18 protein-coding genes are annotated in these 20464 nt (G+C 70.4%); 14 read left to right on the plus strand and 4 right to left on the minus strand.

The features are described 5' to 3' along the window. The first annotated feature begins 12 nt into the window (after positions 1–12). From accB to E1B00_RS14280, 13 genes are all read left to right on the plus strand, one after another. Positions 13–492, plus strand: a complete 480-nt coding sequence (accB, locus tag E1B00_RS14220) for an acetyl-CoA carboxylase biotin carboxyl carrier protein (protein ID WP_139449942.1) — start codon at positions 13–15, stop codon at positions 490–492. 10 nt (positions 493–502) lie between these two features. Beyond that, on the plus strand, positions 503–1870 hold the full coding sequence (accC, locus tag E1B00_RS14225; RefSeq protein ID WP_139449944.1) for an acetyl-CoA carboxylase biotin carboxylase subunit: 1368 nt from the start codon (positions 503–505) through the stop codon (positions 1868–1870). A 44-nt stretch (positions 1871–1914) separates the two neighbouring features. After that, positions 1915–2697, plus strand: coding sequence for an energy transducer TonB (locus tag E1B00_RS14230; protein ID WP_139449946.1), 783 nt, complete (start codon positions 1915–1917; stop codon positions 2695–2697). Positions 2698–2717: 20 nt separating this feature from the next. Further along, on the plus strand, positions 2718–3623 hold the full coding sequence (prmA, locus tag E1B00_RS14235) for a 50S ribosomal protein L11 methyltransferase (protein WP_139449948.1): 906 nt from the start codon (positions 2718–2720) through the stop codon (positions 3621–3623). Positions 3624–3641: 18 nt separating this feature from the next. Beyond that, positions 3642–4160 carry a DUF3426 domain-containing protein gene (locus E1B00_RS14240; protein ID WP_139449950.1) on the plus strand — a complete coding sequence of 173 codons (519 nt, stop codon included), beginning with the start codon at positions 3642–3644 and terminating at the stop codon, positions 4158–4160. A 128-nt stretch (positions 4161–4288) separates the two neighbouring features. Beyond that, positions 4289–4567, plus strand: coding sequence for a DNA-binding transcriptional regulator Fis (gene fis / locus E1B00_RS14245; RefSeq protein ID WP_139449951.1), 279 nt, complete (start codon positions 4289–4291; stop codon positions 4565–4567). Between the two features lie 126 nt (positions 4568–4693). After that, entirely contained in the window at positions 4694–6262 is a 1569-nt protein-coding gene (gene purH / locus E1B00_RS14250; protein ID WP_139449953.1) for a bifunctional phosphoribosylaminoimidazolecarboxamide formyltransferase/IMP cyclohydrolase, read from the plus strand. A 7-nt stretch (positions 6263–6269) separates the two neighbouring features. Beyond that, on the plus strand, positions 6270–6773 hold the full coding sequence (locus tag E1B00_RS14255) for a hypothetical protein (protein WP_139449955.1): 504 nt from the start codon (positions 6270–6272) through the stop codon (positions 6771–6773). A 25-nt stretch (positions 6774–6798) separates the two neighbouring features. Next, a complete protein-coding gene (gene purD, locus E1B00_RS14260) occupies positions 6799–8088 on the plus strand; it encodes a phosphoribosylamine--glycine ligase (protein ID WP_139449957.1) in 1290 nt (429 codons plus the stop codon). A gap of 79 nt (positions 8089–8167) precedes the next feature. Then, positions 8168–9409 carry an Ig domain-containing protein gene (locus E1B00_RS14265; protein ID WP_139449959.1) on the plus strand — a complete coding sequence of 414 codons (1242 nt, stop codon included), beginning with the start codon at positions 8168–8170 and terminating at the stop codon, positions 9407–9409. Positions 9410–9543: 134 nt separating this feature from the next. Then, the gene (locus E1B00_RS14270; RefSeq protein ID WP_139449961.1) at positions 9544–11181 is read left to right on the plus strand and encodes a flavin monoamine oxidase family protein; all 1638 of its coding nucleotides are present in this window, start codon (positions 9544–9546) and stop codon (positions 11179–11181) included. 20 nt (positions 11182–11201) lie between these two features. Further along, positions 11202–12005, plus strand: coding sequence for a sulfotransferase (locus E1B00_RS14275; protein ID WP_139449962.1), 804 nt, complete (start codon positions 11202–11204; stop codon positions 12003–12005). A gap of 57 nt (positions 12006–12062) precedes the next feature. After that, positions 12063–12353, plus strand: coding sequence for a DUF6916 family protein (locus tag E1B00_RS14280; RefSeq protein WP_139449964.1), 291 nt, complete (start codon positions 12063–12065; stop codon positions 12351–12353). Here E1B00_RS14280 and E1B00_RS14285 read toward each other — a convergent pair. The 4 genes from E1B00_RS14285 to E1B00_RS14300 form a co-directional block, all read right to left on the minus strand. After that, positions 12350–12892 carry a GNAT family N-acetyltransferase gene (locus E1B00_RS14285; RefSeq protein WP_139449966.1) on the minus strand — a complete coding sequence of 181 codons (543 nt, stop codon included), beginning with the start codon at positions 12890–12892 and terminating at the stop codon, positions 12350–12352. The genes E1B00_RS14280 and E1B00_RS14285 overlap by 4 nt on opposite strands. A 4-nt stretch (positions 12893–12896) precedes the next feature. Then, the gene (locus E1B00_RS14290; protein WP_139449968.1) at positions 12897–13436 is read right to left on the minus strand and encodes a phage tail protein; all 540 of its coding nucleotides are present in this window, start codon (positions 13434–13436) and stop codon (positions 12897–12899) included. Between the two features lie 70 nt (positions 13437–13506). Then, positions 13507–14037, minus strand: coding sequence for a phage tail protein (locus tag E1B00_RS14295; RefSeq protein ID WP_139449970.1), 531 nt, complete (start codon positions 14035–14037; stop codon positions 13507–13509). 85 nt (positions 14038–14122) lie between these two features. Continuing rightward, positions 14123–14632 (minus strand): phage tail protein, encoded by a 510-nt coding sequence (locus E1B00_RS14300; protein WP_139449972.1) that lies wholly within the window; start codon positions 14630–14632, stop codon positions 14123–14125. Positions 14633–14880: 248 nt separating this feature from the next. Between E1B00_RS14300 and E1B00_RS14305 the strand changes: the two genes are divergently transcribed. Further along, a partial coding sequence (locus E1B00_RS14305) for a beta strand repeat-containing protein (RefSeq protein WP_139449974.1) occupies positions 14881–20464 on the plus strand: 5584 nt, incomplete at its 3' end.

Raw genomic sequence — 20464 nt, forward strand, 5'->3', positions numbered from 1 at the left:
GACGAGGCCGCCATGGACCTTCGCAAGATCAAGAAACTCATCGACCTGCTCGAGGAATCCAACCTCGCCGAAATCGAGATCAAGGAGGGCGAGGAGTCCGTGCGCCTGGCCCGCGTGCCCAAGGGCGGTTATGCCCTGGCCGCCGCACCCGCGCCGGCGCCGGTCGCGCATGCCGAACCGGCCCGCGCCGCGCCGGCCGCCCCCGCCGCCGCGCTGTCGCCGGAAGCCGTGGGCAAGTCCACCAAGGACGTGCCGGACGGCCACACCGTGCGTTCGCCCATGGTCGGCACCTATTACGCCTCGCCCAGCCCGGACAAGCCCGCCTTCGTGAAGGTCGGCCAGACGGTGAAGGCCGGCGAGACCCTCGGCATCATCGAGGCGATGAAGATGTTCAATCCGATCGAAGCCGACGTGTCCGGCACGGTGCGCGCCATCCTGGTCCAGAACGGCCAGCCGATCGAGTTCGACGAGCCCATGTTCGTCATCAGCTAAGGCCGCACCCATGCTCGAGAAAATCGTCATCGCCAACCGCGGCGAGATCGCGCTGCGGATCCTGCGCGCCTGCCACAGCCTGGGCATCAAGACCGTGGCCGTGCACTCCACCGTCGACCGCAACCTCAAGCACGTGGCCATGGCCGACGAGTCGGTCTGCATCGGCCCGGCGCCGTCGTCGGAGAGCTACCTCAACATCCCGGCGATCATCGCCGCGGCGGAAGTGACCGACGCCCAGGGCATCCACCCGGGTTACGGCTTCCTGTCCGAGAACGCCGACTTCGCCGAGCGCGTGGAGAAGTCCGGTTTCGTCTTCATCGGCCCGACCGCCAACGTGATCCGCATGATGGGCGACAAGGTCGAGGCCATCCGCGCGATGAAGGATGCCGGCGTGCCCTGCGTGCCCGGCTCCGGCGGCCCGCTGCCCGACGACGAGGCCGAGTGCCTGCGCTTCGGCAAGGAGATCGGCTACCCGGTGATCATCAAGGCCGCGGGCGGCGGCGGCGGCCGCGGCATGCGCGTGGTGCGCGAGGCGGCGTCGCTGATGAGCTCGATCGCCGCGACCAAGCAGGAAGCCAAGGCCGCGTTCGGCAACGACATGGTCTACATGGAGAAGTTCCTGGAGAACCCGCGCCACGTCGAGATCCAGGTGCTGAGCGACGGCCAGGGCAATGCCATCCACCTGGGCGAGCGCGACTGCTCGATGCAGCGCCGCCACCAGAAAGTGGTCGAGGAAGCGCCGGCGCCGGGCATCACCGAAGCGCAGCGTGCCGACATCGGCCGCATCTGCACCGAGGCCTGCATCCGGATTGGCTACCGCGGCGCCGGCACCTTCGAGTTCCTGTACGAGGACGGCCGCTTCTACTTCATCGAGATGAACACCCGCATCCAGGTGGAGCATCCGGTGACCGAGCTGATCACCGGCATCGACCTGGTGCGTGAGCAGCTGCTGATCGCCAGCGGCCAGAAGCTCTCGATCAAGCAGAGCGACATCAAGATCACCGGCCACGCGATCGAATGCCGCATCAACGCCGAGGACCCGGAGACCTTCCTGCCCAGCCCCGGCCTGATCAAGCATTTCCATGCGCCCGGCGGTCCCGGCGTGCGCGTGGATTCGCACATCTACGAGGGCTACAAGGTCCCGCCGAACTACGATTCGATGATCGGCAAGCTCATCGTGCACGGTGCGACGCGCGCCCAGGCCATCGCCCGTATGCGCGTGGCGCTGAGCGAGATGGTGGTGGACGGCATCAAGACCAACGTGCCGCTGCAGAGCCGCATCATGGCCGACCAGGGCTTCATGCAGGGCGGCACCAACATCCATTACCTCGAGAAGCGGCTGGCGGAGCGCAAAGAGAAGTCGGTCGGTTTGGCGTAACGGAGCGCCGCTTCTGCGGCGCTTCCTGGATCCGAGAGAACTTCATGCCGCTGCCAGGAATCTCCGCCCTGTTCGCCGTCGCGGCCGCCACGGCGCCCGCGATGACCGCGCCGTCCACGATGCCGGCGACACCGGCGTGGCTGCAGGCGCAACACTCCGAAGAAACCGCCGCGCAGGCCTGGCTCAATGCCTGGGGCGCGCTACGCGCGTCGTTCTTCGGCGGCGAGACGGCCCGCTGGCGGCGCTCGATGGCCACCGAGGAACATGTCCGTTTCACCCAGGCCTACAAGGAGCTGGTGATCGGCGAAGGTGAATTCGCCGGGCGCTGGTTGTTCCTGGCCGAGGAAAACGCCGCACGACCATTTGCGGCCTGGCGACTGCAGATGCCCGAGCAACCGCCGTACTCGGTCCGCATCGAGCTGTACTGCGACGAAGCGGCCGGCGACTGCGAACTGCTCTACGCACGCCTGGCCAACCTGCTTGCGCCGGCCCCGTCCGGGACTGCGCTGCAGGCGGAATGGGAGGTCATCGTCGCCGACGAATCCTGCGAATCCGGGCCGGCGTCCACGCCGGCGCCGCAGGTGCGGGCGATGCTGATGGACGGCGTCGAGAAGGCCCAGGTGAAGGTCGGCGTGCTGTTCAATCGATGCGGCGTTGTCCGCAGTGCCTGGATCGCCCAGCCTTCCGGTGCTCCGGCGTTCGACAAGGCCGCACTGCAGGCGGCGCTGCGGTGGCGTTTGCCCGCGCCGGAAAACAGCGAGCGCATCGGCCGCGGCGTTGTCCCGCTGACCTATTTCAGCCCCGGTGCCAACCTTCCGCCGCCCTGACCCCCGAGCCCTTCCGACCCATGCCTTTCCTGGAACTCTCCCTGCGCGTCCGCGCCGAAGACGAACACCGCGCTGAAAACGCGCTGATGGATCTCGGCGCGCTGTCGGTGACCCTGCTCGACGCCGACGCGGCGACGCCGAACGAACGTGCGGTGCTGGAACCCGGCGTCGGCGAGATCCCGCTGTGGCCGGAAATCACGCTGCTGGCGCTGTTCCCGGAAGACACGATGCCGGACCTGGTGCTGCACGCGCTGGAATCCTTCGACGACGCGATCGATCTTTCCCAGGCCGACTTCCGCACCGTCGCCGACCAGGATTGGGAACGTGCGTGGATGGACCAGTACGTGCCGCTGCAGTTCGGCCGCCGCACCTGGATCGTGCCCTGGAACATGGAAACGCCCGCCGAAGCGCAGGACGCGGTGATCGTGCGCCTCGACCCGGGCCTGGCCTTCGGTTCCGGCACGCATCCGACCACGGCGCTGTGCCTGCGCTGGCTCGATTCGCTGGTGCTGCGTGGCAAGACCGTGCTCGATTTCGGCTGCGGCAGCGGCATCCTGGCCCTGGCCGCGCTCAAGCTCGGCGCCGCGCGTGCGGTGGGCGTGGACAACGACCCGCAGGCGCTGGCCGCCAGCGCCGACAACGCCGAGCGCAACGGCGTCGGCGACCTGCTGGATGTCTACGCGCCGGAAAACGAACCCGTCACGACGTATCCCGTGGTGGTCGCCAACATCCTCGCGGTCGCGCTCGATGCCCTGGCCGAAACCCTGGCCTCGCGCGTGCAGCCCGGCGGCATGATCGCGCTGTCCGGCATCCTGCATGGCCAGGAGGGCGCGCTGATCGAGCGCTATTCCGCCTGGTTCGACGAACTGCAGGCCGCGCAGGACGGCGACTGGATGCGCATCACCGGAGTCCGCCGCGCCGCCTGAGCCGGTATCCTTCGCGCCATGCCCCCCCGCGCCCCCACCTTCGCCACGCCCGATACGCCCAAACCCCGCCGCCCCTTTCCCTGGCGCTGGCTGGTGGCCGTGATCGCGCTGTCGCTGCTGCTCCTGCTGCAGCTGGTGCTGGCCGACCGCTACCGCCTGGCCGGCGACGCGACCTGGCGGCCGCGGCTGGAAGCGGCCTGCGGCCTGCTGCGCTGCGACCTGCCGCCCTGGCGCGAGCCCGACGCCTTCCGCGTCACCAGCCGCGAAGTGCAGCCGCATCCGAGCGCGCCCGGCGTGCTGCTGATCAGCACCAGTTTCCGCAACGACGCGCGCTGGCCGCAGCCCTGGCCGGTGCTGGAGATCGCGCTGCAGGACCTCGATGGCCAGGCCCTGGGCCTGCGCCGGTTCCAGCCGGTGGAATACCTGGGCAGCCCGCCGGCATCGCCATTGATCGCGCCGGGACAGTCCGCCAGCGCCACCCTGGAAATCCTCGACCCGGGCAAACGCGCGGTCGCGTTCACCTTCGACTTCCATTGAAACCGCGCCGCCGGACCTGTCCGGTTGTCCATGTCGCACCGCGTTTTGGTTTGACGTAGACTTCCTCCCCCGTCGCCGACCGGCGGGCCCGCAAGGAAGCGGTCAAACCCCCACGGAGCTTCCCCGAAGTGAACGCCCTGCCGGCCGCGCGCGCGGATTCCAACTCGCACACTCCCAGCCATACGCCGCTTCGCGACCATGTCTCGCGCTCGGTGCGCCGTTATCTGCAGGACCTCAACGGCTGCGACCTCGACGACCTGTACGAGGTCGTGCTGCGCGAGATCGAAGCGCCGCTGTTCGCCGAAGTGCTGCGCCACTGCGACGGCAACCAGAGCCGCGCCGCCGCCATGCTCGGCCTCAACCGCGCCACCCTGCGCAAGAAGCTCAAGGCCTACGGCCTGGCCTGAAATCCGGGGTCAGAGTGCATTTATCTTGACTCCGCAAGCCTCTGGACCCCGTCGCTCCCCAAGATAAATGCACTCTGACCCCGGATTGGTGCGGGGTATAATCGCGGCTTCCCCATGAGGTGCCCGATGACCGCCGAACGCCAACCCGTCCGCCGCGCCCTGCTGTCCGTGTCCGACAAGGCCGGCCTGATCGAACTGGCCCGCGGCCTGCACTCACTGGGTGTCGACCTGCTGTCCACCGGCGGCACCGCCAAGGCGCTGCGCGAAGCCGGCCTGCCGGTGCGCGACGTCAGCGATGTGACCGGTTTTCCGGAAATCATGGACGGCCGCGTCAAGACCCTGCACCCGAAGATCCACGGCGGCCTGCTCGGCCGCGAGGGCATCGACGACGCGGTGATGGCCCAGCACGGCATCGAACCCATCGACCTGCTGGTGGTGAACCTGTATCCCTTCGCGCAGACCGTGGCCAGGCCCGACTGCACGTACGACGACGCCGTCGAGAACATCGACATCGGCGGCCCGGCGATGTTGCGCGCCACGGCGAAGAACCATGCGCGCACGTCGGTGGTGGTGGACCCGGCCGACTATGGCGTCCTGCTCGGAGCCCTGCAGGCCGGCGGCACCACGCCGGCGATGCGCCGCGCCTGGGCCGCCAAGGCCTATGCGCACACCGCCGCCTACGACGGCCAGATCGCGATGTGGCTGTCGCCCCGAGCGGCCGAACCGTCGCAGCCGGACACCTGGCCGCAGACCTTCCACAGCTCGCTGTCGCTGGCCTCGGCGCTGCGTTACGGCGAAAACCCGCACCAGCGCGGCGCGCTCTACCTGGAGGCGAACGCGCCGCAGGGCATCGTCGCCACCGCGTCCTTCCTGCAGGGCAAGGAGCTGAGCTACAACAACCTGGCCGACGCCGACGCGGCGCTGGAATGCGTGAAGGCCTTCGACGCGCCGGCCTGCGTCATCGTCAAACACGCCAATCCCTGCGGCGTCGCCGTCGCGGCGAACCTGATGGACGCCTACGACCGCGCCTACGCCGTGGACCCGACCTCGGCCTTCGGCGGCATCATCGCCTTCAACCGCGAACTCGACGCCGCCACGGCCGCCGAAATCCTCAAGCGCCAGTTCGTCGAAGTGGTGATCGCGCCGTCCATCGCCGCCGACGCGATGCCGCATTTCGCCAAGAAGGCGAACGTGCGCGTGCTCGCCTGCGGCGAGCTGCGCGCGACGACCGGCTTCGAGTACAAGCGCATCGCCGGCGGCCTGCTCGTGCAGGACGCCGATACCGACACGTTGGCCGCGGCCGACCTGAAGATCGTGTCCAGGCTCGCCCCCAGCGCCGACCAGCTGCGCGACCTGCTGTTCGCCTGGAAGGTGGCGATGTACGTCAAGTCCAACGCCATCGTCTACGCACGCGACCTGCAGACCGTCGGCATCGGCGCCGGCCAGATGAGCCGCGTGGTCAGCGCGAAGATCGCGGGCCTGAAGGCCGAGGAAGCCGGCCTGGTGGTGCCGGGCTCGGTGATGGCGTCCGACGCCTTCTTCCCGTTCCGCGACGGCATCGACGCCGCCGCCGCGGCCGGCATCGCCGCGGTGATCCAGCCGGGCGGCTCGATGCGCGACGCCGAGGTCATCGCCGCCGCCGACGAACACGGCATGGCCATGGTGTTCACCGGCCGCCGCCACTTCCGCCACTGAGCACGCCATGACCCGACCCAAGGCCGACGCCGCCCGCTCCGACCGCCGCCGCCTGGTCGTGGTGATCCTGCTGATCGTGCTCGGCCTGGGCCTGACCGCCGCCGCGCTGTGGCAGCGCTTCAGCCCGGAAGCGCGCGCGCAGGCGCAGACCCGTGCGATTGCCGATGCAGCGATCGTCGAGTTCGGGCGCGGCCTGCCCAAACCCTTCGGCCCGGGCCCGGGCCTGGTGCTGGAGCGCGTCATGTTCGAGGGCCCGCACCTGGTGTTCGTCATCCGCAGCACCACGCGCCTGGCCACCGACGCGGCCCGCGACCCGCAGAGCCTGGAAGGCGTGCGTGCGGCCGAGCAGGCGCAGATGGTCGCGTTCTGCAACAACCCGAACCTGGTCTACCTGCTGTCGCGCGGCATGACCGCCACCCGCCGCTTCGTCGACGCAAGGGGTGACCGCTTCTTCGATGTGTCGATCACGGCCGCCGATTGCGCAAGAACCCTGGTCCCCGCCCGCACCTGATCGAAACCGCACGGAGAGTTGCCGCATGAAAGTCCTGGTCATCGGTTCGGGCGGTCGGGAACACGCCCTGGCCTGGAAGCTGGCGCAGTCGCCGCGGGTGAGCGAAGTGCTGGTGGCGCCCGGCAATGCCGGCACCGCCACCGAGCCGCGCTGCCGCAACGTGGCGGTGAAGGCCACCGACATCGAGGGCCTGCTGCAGCTGGCCGCGGCGGAGGGCGTCGCCGTCACCGTGGTCGGCCCCGAGGCGCCGCTGGTGCGCGGCGTCGTCGACGCCTTCCGCGCCGACGGCCGGCGTATCTTCGGGCCCACCGCCGCTGCCGCGCAGCTCGAGGGCAGCAAGGCCTACGCAAAGGATTTCCTGGCCCGGCACCGCATTCCCACCGCTTACTACGGCGTGTTCGAGGACAGCCAGCTGGCGCTGCAGCATGTGCGCGACCACGGCGCGCCGATCGTGATCAAGGCCGATGGCCTGGCCGCCGGCAAGGGCGTGGTGGTGGCGATGACGGTCGCTGAGGCCGAGGCGGCGATCATCGACATGCTCGAAGGCGAGGCCTTCGGCGACGCCGGCGCGCGGGTGGTGATCGAAGAGTTCCTGGAAGGCGAGGAAGCCAGCTTCATCTCGATGGTGGACGGCCGCCACGCGCTGCCGATGGCCACCTCGCAGGACCACAAGCGCGTGGGCGACGGCGACACCGGCCCGAACACCGGCGGCATGGGCGCGTATTCGCCGGCACCGGTGGTGACGCCGGAAGTGCATGCGCGCGTGATGCGCGAAGTGGTCGAACCGACCGTGCGCGGCATGATCGCCGACGGCATTCCCTTCACCGGCTTCCTCTACGCCGGCCTGATGATCGCGGCCGATGGTTCGCCCAAGGTCATCGAATACAACGTGCGCTTCGGCGACCCGGAAACCCAGCCCGTCATGCTGCGCCTGCGCAGCGACCTGCTGGACCTGGTGGAGGCCGCCATCGACGGCCGCCTGCACGAAGTCGAGGCCGACTGGGATCCGCGCCCGAGCCTGGGCGTGGTGATGGCCGCCGACAACTACCCCGGCACGCCGCGCACCGGCGACGCCATCGCCGGCCTGGCCATCGACCCGGGGCCCGACGCCAAGGTCTTCCACGCCAGCACCGAACTGCGCAATGGCGTGGTGGTGACCACCGGCGGGCGCGTGCTCTGCGCCTGCGCACTCGGCGACACCGTCGCCGACGCACAGCGCCGCGCCTACGCCGCGGCCGACAACATCCACTGGGACGGCGTCTTCTACCGCAGCGACATCGGCTGGCGCGCGATCGAGCGCGAACGCGGCGGCTGAACCGGCCGGCACGTACACGGTTCGCAAGCGGCGGCTTCCTTGGCATGATCGGGCTCCGGCAATCCAGGAGTCCGACCGCATGCGCCCGTCCGCGAAACGCTCCACGCTCCCGTCGGTCATCGCACCCCTGGCGCGGCTGGGCCTGGTCTCGGCCCTGGCCTGGGCGTCGGCGGCCGCGGCGGTCGACCAGCCCTCGACCTATCCGGGCTGCGCCACGCGCGCCGTGACCGTGCCCTGGGGCGGCAGCGTCAAGGTCGACCTGGCGACCTGCCAGTCCTTCGGCCTCGGCGACGTGGCCACGCCGCCGGCCCACGGCACGGCCGCGCCGGGCGGCAGCCCGGCCGACAGCTACACCTACAGCCACAAGGGCGCCGCGCCCGCGGGCGGCGGTACCGACACCTTCGTCGTGCTCGACGACAACAGCGACCGGATCACGGTCACCGTGACGATCCAGGCCGGAACCTCGTCGATCGTCGCAACGCCCGGCGAACTGCCGCCGCTGTCGGCCGGCACGCCGGTGCGGCAGACGCTCGCCGCCAGCGGCGGCACCGCGCCCTACCGGTTCCGCGTCGACTCCGGCGCCCTGCCCAAGGGGCTGGCGCTGGCGGCCGACGGCGCGCTGTCGGGAACGCCGACCGAGCGGGGCGCCTACGGTTTTGGCGTCCGGGTGCAGGATGCGCGCGGCCAGTCCGCGACGCTGAGCTACGGCGGCACCGTGCAGGGGGCCGCGATGTCGCTGTCGCCCGAGGCGGTCATCGCCACGCCGGGCGTCGCCTTCCGCCACGCGCTGACGGTGCGTGGCGGCGTGGCGCCGCACCAGTTCACCCTCGAGCCGGGCCCGGCCCTGCCGGCCGGCGTGGCCATCGGCGGCGATGGCGTGGTGACGGCGAGCGCGTCTGTCGCGCCGGGCCGCTACCCAGTCAGCCTGCGCGTGACCGACGCGAGCACGGGCACCGGCCGCCACTTCGAGCTCGAACGCTTCACCCTGGGGGTGGGCGGCCTGCCGTCGGCATCGATTGAGGTGACGCCTGCGGCGGTCGCCGAAGACGGCGGGCAGCCGCTGGTCTTCACGATCAGCCTCGACGCGGCCGTCGCCACGGACACGTCCGTCACGCTCGCCGCTTCCGCCCTGCCCGGCGCGCCGGCCGCGGTCACGATCCCGGCCGGCGCGACCCGCGCCCGCCTGGTCGTCAGGCCGACGGCCGACGCCACGGCCGAGCCCGACGAGGTCGTGGCCTTCGCCGTCGCCGACGGCAGCGGCTATACGATCGGCAGCCCCGCCCGCGCGGCCGGCACGATCCGCAACGACGACACCCGCTAGGCCGGCGCCGCCGGTTTCCAGCGCCCGGGCCGCTCCGGCCATGGATTTGCGTGCACCGGGCGCCACACCCGCTGGCTTGATGCAGTGTGGATAACGGGTAATATCGACGGACTTCTCGGGGACAGGGGGTCCTTATGAGCCGCAGCGACATGATGGCGCGCCTGCTTCGCCTCGCCCGTTTGGCGGAGCGCAGCGAACGCACGGGCGAAAGCGCACACGAGGCCATCGGCCAGGACGAACCGGGGGACCTGGGGCGCCGCGATTTCGCCAAGACCCTCGCCGCCGCCACCGCGGCCGCCGCGACCTGGTCGGTGGCGCCCGGCGCGATGGCCGCCGCGGCGGGCACCGGCGGCATGGACCGCCGCACGATCGGACCGCGGATCGCCGGCAACGTCGCCGTGGTCGGCGCCGGCCTCGCCGGACTGAGCTGCTCCTACGAACTGGCCCGGCACGGCATCAATGCCCGCGTGTTCGAAGGTTCCGACCGCGTCGGCGGCCGCTGCTCCAGCCTGCGCGGGGTGTTCCCGGGCCAGGTGGTGGAACAGGGCGGCGAATTCTTCACCGGCGCCCACCACACCATGGTCGGCTATGCGCGCCAGTTCGGCCTGGAGCTCGAGCGCTACAGCCAGCTCGCCGGCGACAACTACTACTACTTCGGCGGCCAGCGCTACACCGAGGCCCAGGTGATCGAGGAGTACAAGGCCTTCGCCAACTCCATGCGCGAAGACCTGCGCACGCTCAGCCATCCGACCGCCGACAGCTACACCGAAAACGACGCGCTGTTCGATTTCATGAGCCTGGACGACTATCTGGGCCTGCACGGCGCCAGCCCGCTGCTGCGCGGCCTGATCGGCAGCGCCTACCGGGCCGAATACGGCGCCGGCATCGACGAGCTCAGCGCGATCACCTTCCTGCGCTTCGCGCAGAGCGACAAGCGCAGCAAGCTCTCGCCCTTCGGCGTGCATTCTGGCGCCATGCTGCGGGTGGCCGACGGCAACGACCGCATCACCTCCGCGCTGGCCGACCGCCTGCCCACGCCGGTGTCCCTGGGCCACCGCCTGGTGGCGGTGCGCAAGCTCTCCAACGGCAAGCTGCGCCTGGCCTTCGAAACGGGCGGCCGCAGCATCCAGCGAGACTACGACGCGGTGGTGCTGACCCTGCCCTTCAGCGTGCTGCGCGACGTCGACCTGCACCCCAGCCTGGAACTGCCGGACTGGAAGCTGCGTTCGATCGCCAACGCCAGCATGGGCGACCACAGCAAGCTGCTGGTCGGCTTCAACCAGCCGGTCTGGCAGTCGGCCGCGCACGGCCTGACCGGCACCGGCTTCAGCGACCGCAACCTGATGGGTTCGACCTGGGCTGCCAACCCGAGCCGCTCGGGCCCGGGCCAGGCGGTGCTGGCGAGCTACGTCGGCGGTACCCAGGCGCGCGGCATGACCGCCGCCACCACGCAGGCGGACGCCAACAGCTTCCTCGGCAACCTCGAACAGGTGCTGCCGGGCGCCAAGGCCGCCGCGGCGCGCGACAGCAGCGGCAATCTGCTGGCCCGCACCGCGAACTGGAGCAGCAATCCGTGGAGCCGCGGCTCCCAAAGCTGCAACCGTCCGGGCTATTTCACCAACGTCGCCCAGACCGAGGGCAAGGCGGTCGGCAACCTGCTGTTCGCCGGCGAGCACACCAGCAGCTTCTACGAGTGGCAGGGCTTCATGGAGGGCGCGGCCCTGTCCGGCCTGCGCACCGCCGGCGAAGTGCTGGAGCTCGCCCGGGCCTGACGCGCCGGCCCGCGCACGGCATGGATCCACTGCGCGGGCTGTCGCCGCTGGTCGTCACGTCCCCGACCACGCGGTCGGGGACCACCCTGCTGCAGCGGCTGCTGTGTTCGGCGGGCAATACGCTGGTCTATGGCGAAGAGGTCGGCAAGGACCTCGAGATGCAGCTGCAGATCCTCACCGCGCGCCGCCTGGTCTACACGCACTCGCGGCCGCGTTTCGCCGACAACCTCGAGCGCTTCCTGCAGGGCGACACCAACCACTGGCTGGTCGACCTGATGCCGCCGCTGGACGACTACCTGGCGGCCCTGCGCCAGGGCGCCTTCGCCGGGCTGCAGGAATGCCAGCGCCAGGCGCAGGCCGCCGGCCGCACGCTCTGGGGTTTCAAGTACCCGGGCTGGCCGCCGCATCTGCTGCGTTTGCTGTCGTCGGAGCTGCCGGGCACGCGCGTCATCTACCTGCACCGCCGGCTCGCCGACACCGCCCGCTCGGCCAAGGCCTGGCACGACTACGCCGAGCCGCAGATGCTGGCCTTCTGCGAACAGTGGCTGGCCAACCAGCAGGCGATGCGCGAACGGCGCGGCGACCCGACGGTGCTGATGCTGTCCTTCGAGTCGCTGGTGCAGGACCCGGCCGGCACACTGGAGCGCCTGCGGGATTTCCTGCCCTTCGAAGGCATCGACGCCGGGCTGCTGCGCGACCGCATCAACAACCAGACCCACGGCGGCGGCGCCCAGCACGGCCACAACGACTACATCGAGCCGGCGGCACTGAGCGCGCAGGAGCAGGCCTGGGTCGATGCCGCGCAGACCGCCGCGGACGCTTGAGGCCGCACCGCCGCGGCGCAATTGACTAGACTGGGCCCGCCCCACGGAGCACAACTGATGCAACTGATGACGCTGGAACAATTCGCCGGATGCCTGAACGAGACCTTCCGTGTCGCGCTCAACGATGGCGAGGTGGACTTCGTGCTGGTCGAGGCGCAGCCGCTGAAGCAGTCGGCGCCGGGCGCGCTGCGCGCACCGTTCTCGCTGCTGTTCCTCAACACCGCGGCCCTGGTGTTCCCGCAGCAGCTTTATCCGATGAAGCACCCGCGCCTGGGCGAGTTCAGCATCTTCATCGTGCCGATCGCCCGCAACAAGGACGGCTTCATCTACCAGGCGGTCTTCAACTAGCCCGGCCAGCGCATGAAGAGGTGGGAGTCGGTGCTGGCCTCGGCCACGGCGCCGAAGCCCAGGCGCTCGTACAGGCGCCGCGCCCCGACATTGTTGACCAGAACCTGCAGCGCCATGCCGCGCCCCTGCGCCCGCGCCTCCTGCTGCGAGGCCTCGATCAGCGCGCGGCCGAGGCCGCGGCCGCGATGGGCCGAGATCAGGCAGATGTCCACGATGTGGTGCTCGGGCGCGTCCCGCAGCAGGTAGTAGCGGCCCTCGATCCGGCCTTCGCGTTCGATCACCAGGAAGTCGGCCGTCGGGTGTTCGGCCAGGAAATGCCGGTGCTGGAACTGGAACTGCTGGTCCAGGAAGGTCTGTTTGAAGTCGGGCGGCCAGGGCACGCCGGCCAGCTCATCGGCGCGCGTGTCGGCATACAGCTGCAGCAGCCGCGGCAGATCGGCGTCAACGGCGTGGCGCAGCGCGAAGCCGCGCTCGGACAGGTAGGCGGGCGTCGCGGGTGCGGGGCCTGGTCCGGCCGGGAAGGACGGCAGGCCGCTCATGCGCTCAGTTGCGCGCCGGGAAGATTCCCTGCAGCGCGATGCAGAAACCCAGGGTCAGGTGGGGCTGCCGGTTTTCGTGGGGCTGGGAGCCGCCCGCAACGCCGAGCATGTTCGTCCCGAAGGTCGTGTTCGTCGAACCCGCCGGCAGGAAGGACGTGGCGGAGGTGTTGGACGACACCGACAGCGCATTGCCCGACGAGGGCGAGGCCGCGCGTTTGGCGGCGGTGTTCTGCGCGTACAGCACCACGCCGTGGTTGTGCGTGGGCATTTCGGTGCTGATCAGGGTCACCGTATTCGAGCCGAAGGTCTCGCCCATCGTGCGGGGCGTAAGCCCGGGCCCTTGGCCCTGCGCCACCGCGGCCGTACCGCCGAAGTTCGGCAGGGCGAACGTCGTCTGGCCGTTTCCGCCGTACTGGGTTCCCAGCAGGGAGAACAGGGCGGTGTTCTGGCTGATCGCGATGAGCTGCCCCTGGCAGAACGCCCAGTTCCTGGGAGCGAAGTTGTACGGGAAGATGTGGATCTCGCCAATGAAGGGGGAAGTCATCTCGTCTGTCTCCTGGGTTTCCGCATCACCGGGCGGCTGTCGCGCCGTCCCGGGGCAGAAAGGGAATCGGTCAGTTCTGGGACGGGAAGATGCCGGCCCATGCGATGCAGAAACCCACCGTCAGGCTGGGCATGCAGTTCTCGTGCGGCTGGTTTCCACCGGCGGTCGTCATCGACTGCGGCGCCAGGGTGAAGGGCGCGCCGCCGCTGGTGTCGGTGACGTACATCGTCTGGCCACTGACCGTGCCCGGCAGCAGGGTCGGGCCGGGCGTGCCCGTGCTGGCCGCCGCGGTGGTGGCGAAGGCCTGGTGGGAATGCGCCGGAATATTGTTCGAGATCAGGGTCACCGTCTCGGTGCCGGCCATCTGGCCGATAACGTAGGTGCTCAGGCCCGGGCCCTGGCCCTGGTGGATCGGCACGCGGCCGCGCAGGTCGGGCAGCCCGAAGGTCGTCACGCCGTCGCCGCCGAAGGTGGTGCCGATCAGCACGAACAGCACTTCGTATTCGGCGATGCTCAGCAGCCGGCCATCGCAGGGGAACCAGCCCACGGGTGCGAAGTTGAAACCGAGCAGGCGGATCTCACCGACATAGGGATTGCTCATGGTGCGTGGCTCCGGTAATGCGGATTCGCGTTGCGATCGGGTGTCGCGGTCTTCGGCGCAGGCGCCGCGAGCCGCCGCCGTCGCGTCAGTTGCGCGAGGGGTAGATGCCCGACAGCGCGATGCAGAAATTGATCGTCTGATAGGGCTGCAGGTTGATATGCGGCTGGTTTCCACCGGCGTTGGCGACCGTCGCCGGATTCAGCGGCACCAGCGACCCGCTGCTGGGGCCGAACAGGGCCACGCCCGAATTCGCGTATACGGCGTTGTTCGGGTTGCGCACGGTACCGTTGGCCGTGGTGGCAGCGACGGTGTGGACGTGCTGCGGGATCTGGGTCGAGAGCAGGGTCACGGTCTCGACGCCGCCCGTCTGCCCGAGCACGTTGTTGAAGGGACCGCCAATGCCGACGGGCGTCCGGCTGCGCAGGTCCGGCAGCTGGAAGTTGGTCGTTCCGTTGCCGCCGTAGGTCGTTCCCAGCAGCGAGAACAGGGCCTGGTTCTGGGCGATTGCCAGGAGCTGTCCGTTGCACTGCGCCCAGAACCGGGGCGCGAAATTGAAGCCGAACGTAGAAATCTGGCCGATGTAATAACCGCTCACGGTCCCCTCCCTGGCACGGCGCGCGGACGGCGGCCATGCAGTTTTGACTTTTTGGATCCCCGGCGGCCACTTTGCCGCCCCGCCCGGACCAATACAAGTGTGCCGTGGTCACGGAATGGACGGGCCATGGTGGCGCCCGACCGGCCCTGAGATTAATGTGGCCGCTCGGCGGGGGCGTCAGCGTTGACCCCCAAGCCGGCCGGGACCAGGTCGCCGGCACATCGGGGAATCCACAGGGGAGTTTCAGCATGCGGCAGTCATCGAACGGCTCGTCGGGCACTATCGCCCGCCGGTTCATCACCCAGTTCCGGAGCCTGGCGTCGCTGACGCTGCTGCTCGCGCTGTCATGGGTCTCGACCGCCTCGGCGGTCGGTCTGCCCTCGACCTACCCGGGCTGCGCGACCATCAACACCTCGGTCGCCTGGGGCGGCAGCGTCGACGTCGACATGTCCAGCTGCCACTTCTTCGGCCTGGGCACGCTCTCGACCGCGCCCAGCCACGGCGTGGCTTCCGAAGGCCCGTCCCCCGTGGACTACTACACCTACAGCCACGGCGGCGCGACGCCGGCCGGCGGCGGCACCGACACTTTCGTCGTGCTCGACGACAACAGCGACTTCATCACGGTCAACGTGACGATCTCGGCGCCGAGCTCGGCCATCACGGTCGCTCCGGCGAACCTGCCGGCGATGACCGCAGGCACCGCGTTCTCGCAGACGCTGACTTCGAGCGGCGGCACCGCCCCCTACACCTACACCCTCGAGTCCGGCGCCCTGCCCGTCGGCCTCACCCGCACGGGCGACACGATCTCCGGCACCCCGACCCAGCGCGGCCCCTATTCCTTCAGCATCCGCTCCACCGACAACGTCGGCGACTTCGTCGTCAAGGGTTATTCGGGCACCGTCGCGGCCCCCAGCCTGGCGCTGGTCCCCGCGTCCGCCACGGCCATCCAGGGCGCCGCCTTCAACCTGGCCCTGTCCACCACCGGTGGCGTCGCGCCGCACAGCTATCTGCTCGAAACCGGCAGCTTCCCCGCCGGCATCTCGGTCAACGGTTCCGGCGTGATCAGCGGCACGACCGCCGCCGCGCCCGGCAACTACCCGGTGACCCTGCGCGTCACCGACGCCAGCACCGGCCCGGGCAGCTACTTCGAGCTCGAACCCTTCACCCTGACGGTGTCGCCGCCGCCCAGCGTCTCGATCGCGGTCGCCCCGGCCTCGGTCAGCGAGGACGGCGCCACCAACCTGACCTACACGGTCACCCGCAGCCTCAACCTGTCGTCGCCGACCGTGGTGAACATCACCACCACCGGCACCGCCACCTCGGGCGTGGACTACACCGGCGGCGTCGCCACGGTCAGCATCCCGGCCGGCGCGACCACGGCAACCATCACCATCAACCCGACCGTCGACGGCACCGTAGAGGCCGATGAAACGGTCGCCCTGACGGTCGCCGCCGGCACCGGCTACACCGTCGGCGCCCCGTCCAGCGCCACCGGCACCATCCTCAACGACGACGTGCCGACCGCGACGATCAGCGTCTCGCCGGCCAACGTCGCCGAGGACGGCGCGCCCAACCTGGTCTACACCGTCACCCTCAACCAGGCCTCGTTCAGTGCGGTCTCGGTGAACTACGCGATCAGCGGCACCGCCACCAACGGCACCGACTACGCCACGATCGCCTCGCCGCTGGTCATCGCCGCCGGCAACACCACCGGCACGGTCACGATCAACCCGACCGCCGACGCCACCATCGAGTCGAATGAAACCGCGACCCTGACGCTGGCGGCCGGTGCCGGTTACACGGTGGTCGCTCCCAACAGCGCCACCGGCACGATCCTCAACGACGACCTGCCGAACCTGGCGATCAACGACGTCACGGCCAACGAAGGCAATGCCGGCACCACCAACTTCACTTTCACCGTCAGCCTGAGCGCGCCGGCCGGCCCGGGCGGGGTCACTTTCGACATCGCCAGCGCCAACGGCACGGCCACGGCGGGCGTGGACTACGTCGCCAACACCCTGACCGGCCAGACCATCCCGGCCGGGTCCAGCACCTACACCTTCACCGTGCAGGTGAACGGCGACGCGCTCAACGAGCCGAGCGAAACCTTCTTCGTCAACGTCACCAACGTGGTCAACGCCGTCGTGGTCGACGGCCAGGGCGTGGGCACCGTCGTCAACGACGACCCGCTGCCGTCCCTGACCATCAACGACGTCAATGTGGTCGAAGGCAATGCCGGCACCGTCAATGCGGTGTTCACGGCGACGCTGAGCGCGGCGAGCGGCCAGACCGTCACGGTGAACTACGCCACCGCCGACGGCACCGCGACCCAGCCGGCCGACTACACCAGCACCAGCGGCACGCTGACCTTCACCCCGGGCCAGACCACCCGCACGATGACCATCCCGGTGAACGGCGAAACGGTGCCGGAGGCCAACGAAACCTTCTTCGTCAACCTCAGCGGCGCCGCCAACGCGACGATCTCCGACAACCAGGGCGTCGGCTCCATCACCAACGACGACGTGCCGGTCACGGTCAGCCCGGGCACCCTGCCCAACGGCACCGTGGCGGCGGCCTACAGCCAGACGCTCAGCGCGTCCGGCGGCAGCGCTCCGTACAACTTCGCCGTCACCGCCGGCGCCCTGCCGGCCGGCCTGACCCTGTCCACCGGCGGCGCCCTCACCGGCACGCCGACCGCGGGCGGCAGCTTCAACTTCACCGTCACCGCGACCGACAGCAGCGCGTTCCCGGGTCCGTACAGCGGCACCCAGGCCTACACCCTCGTCATCGATCCGGCGACCGTGAGCCTGCCGGCCACTGCGCTGGCCGGCGGCACCCTGGGCCAGGCGTATGGCGAATCGATCACGGCCGCTACCGGCGGCACTGCGCCGTACTCCTATGCGGTCACCGCGGGCGCGCTGCCCGGCGGCCTGACGCTCAACACCGCCACCGGCGCCATCACCGGCACGCCCGGCGCGCTGGGCACCTTCAACTTCTCGATCACCGCCACCGACAGCTCGACCGGCACCGGGCCCTACACGGCGACCCAGGCCTACGCGATCACGGTGGTCGACGTTCCGCCGGTCGCCAACGCGGTCAGCCTGACGGTGGCCTACGACTCGGCGGCGACGCCGGTCACGCTCAACATCACCGGCGGCACGCCGGTTTCGGTGGCCGTGGGCACCGCCCCGGGCAACGGCACCGCGATCGCCGCCGGCACCTCGATCACCTACCAGCCGACGGCCGGCTACGCCGGTCCCGACAGCTTCACCTACACCGCGACCAACAGCGGCGGCACCTCCGCGCCGGCGACGGTCACGGTGACCGTGAGCGACCCGGTGGTCACGATCACCGCGGGGGGTGGCCTCGGCACCGCCGTCGCGACGCCCTACACGCAGACCTTCACCTTCGGCGGCGGCGCGCAGCCGTGGAGCGGCTACCAGGTGACCAACCTGCCGGCCGGCCTGACGATCACGGGCACCACCGCCAACACCGTGACCATCTCCGGTACGCCGACCGAAGCCGGCACCTTCAACCTGAACGTCTCGGCCACCGACAGCAGCACCGGCAACGGCCCGTACACCGTGGGCCAGGTGTTCGCCCTCGTCGTGTCGCCGCCGGGCCTCTCGCTGGCGCCGGCGCCGGGCACCTTGAACGCGCCTTATGGCGCGGCCTTCTCGCAGGCCTTCACGGCCAGCGGCGGTAGCGGCCCCTACAGCTACGCCGTCACCGGCGCGCTGCCGGCCGGCCTGGTCCTGGCGGGCGATACGATCTCCGGCACGCCGACCGTCCCGGGCAGCTACCCGATCACGGTCACGGCGACCGATACCGGCAGCACCGGCGCCGGCGCGCCGTTCTCGATCGCGCAGAACTACACGATCGACGTGCCGGCCCCGACCATTGCCGTCGCTCCGGCCACGCTGCCGGATCCGGCGATCGGTGCCGCCTACGCCGAGTCCGTCACCGCCTCGGGCGGCGTGGGTCCGTACACGTTCGCGGTCACCGCGGGCGCGCTGCCGGCCGGCCTGAGCCTGGCCACCGACGGCACCCTGTCGGGCACGGCGACCGCAGTGGGCACCTTCAACTTCACTGTCACCGCCACCGATGCCAATGGCCAGACCGGCAGCCGCGCCTACTCGGTGACCGTGGGCGCGCCGACGCTGGCGCTGGCGCCGGGCGCCGGCACGCTGAACGCACCCTATGGCGCGGCGTTCTCGCAGGCCTTCACGGCCAGCGGCGGCACCGGCCCCTACAGCTATGCCGTCACGGGCACGCTGCCCGCCGGCCTGAGCTTCAGTGGCGACACGCTGTCGGGTACGCCGACCGTTCCGGGCAGCTACCCGATCACGGTCACCGCCACCGACACCGGCAGCAGCGGCGTCGGCGCGCCGTTCTCGATCGCGCAGAACTACACGATCGACGTGCCGGCCCCGACCGTGGTCGTGGCGCCGGCGACGCTGCCGGATCCCTCCGCGGGCGTGGCCTACAGCGAATCCATCACCGCCACCGGCGGCGTGGGTCCGTACACGTTCGCGGTCACCGCGGGCGCGCTGCCGGCCGGCCTGAACCTGGCCACCGACGGCACCCTGTCGGGCACCGCCACCGAAGTCGGCACGTTCAACCTCACCGTCACCGCCACCGACGCCAACGGCCAGGCCGGCAGCCGCGCCTACACGCTGACCGTCGCCGCGCCGACGCTGACGATGACCCCGGCGGCGGGCACGCTGACAGCGCCTTACGGTGCCGCCTACTCGCAGGCCTTCACCGCCGCGGGCAGCGCCGGTCCGTTCAACTACGTGCTCACCGGCACGCTGCCGGCGGGCATGAGCTTCAGCGGCAATACGCTGTCGGGCACGCCGACCGCTCCGGGCAGCTACCCGGTCACGGTCACCGCCACCGACACCGTGCTGACCGGCGCCGGCGCACCGTTCTCGATCGCGCAGAACTACACGATCGACGTGCCGGCCCCGACCGTGGTCGTGGCGCCGGCGACGCTGCCGGATCCGTCGGCAGGCGTGGCCTACAGCGAATCCATCACCGCCACCGGCGGCGTGGGTCCGTACACGTTCGCGGCCACCGGCACGCTGCCGGCCGGCCTGAACCTGGCCACCGACGGCACCCTGTCGGGCACCGCCACCGAAGTCGGCACGTTCAACCTCACCGTCACCGCCACCGACGCCAACGGCCAGACCGGCAGCCAGGCCTACACCCTGACCGTCGCTGCGCCGACGCTGACGATGACGCCGGCGGCGGGCACGCTGACCGCGCCTTACGGTGCCGCCTACTCGCAGGTCTTCACCGCCGCGGGCAGCGCCGGTCCGTTCAACTACGTGCTCACCGGCACGCTGCCGGCGGGCATGAGCTTCAGCGGCAATACGCTGTCGGGCACGCCGACCGCTCCGGGCAGCTACCCGGTCACGGTCACCGCCACCGACACCGTGCTGACCGGCGCCGGCGCACCGTTCTCGATCGCGCAGAACTACACGATCGACGTGCCGGCCCCGACCGTGGTCGTGGCGCCGGCGACGCTGCCGGATCCGTCGGCAGGCGTGGCCTACAGCGAATCCATCACCGCCACCGGCGGCGTGGGTCCGTACACGTTCGCGGCCACCGGCACGCTGCCGGCCGGCCTGAACCTGGCCACCGACGGCACCCTGTCGGGCACCGCCACCGAAGTCGGCACGTTCAACCTCACCGTCACCGCCACCGACGCCAACGGCCAGACCGGCAGCCAGGCCTACACCCTGACCGTCGCTGCGCCGACGCTGACGATGACGCCGGCGGCGGGCACGCTGACCGCGCCTTACGGTGCCGCCTACTCGCAGGTCTTCA

The sequence above is a fragment of the Arenimonas terrae genome (genome assembly GCF_006265115.1).
Classification (GTDB): domain Bacteria; phylum Pseudomonadota; class Gammaproteobacteria; order Xanthomonadales; family Xanthomonadaceae; genus Arenimonas; species Arenimonas terrae.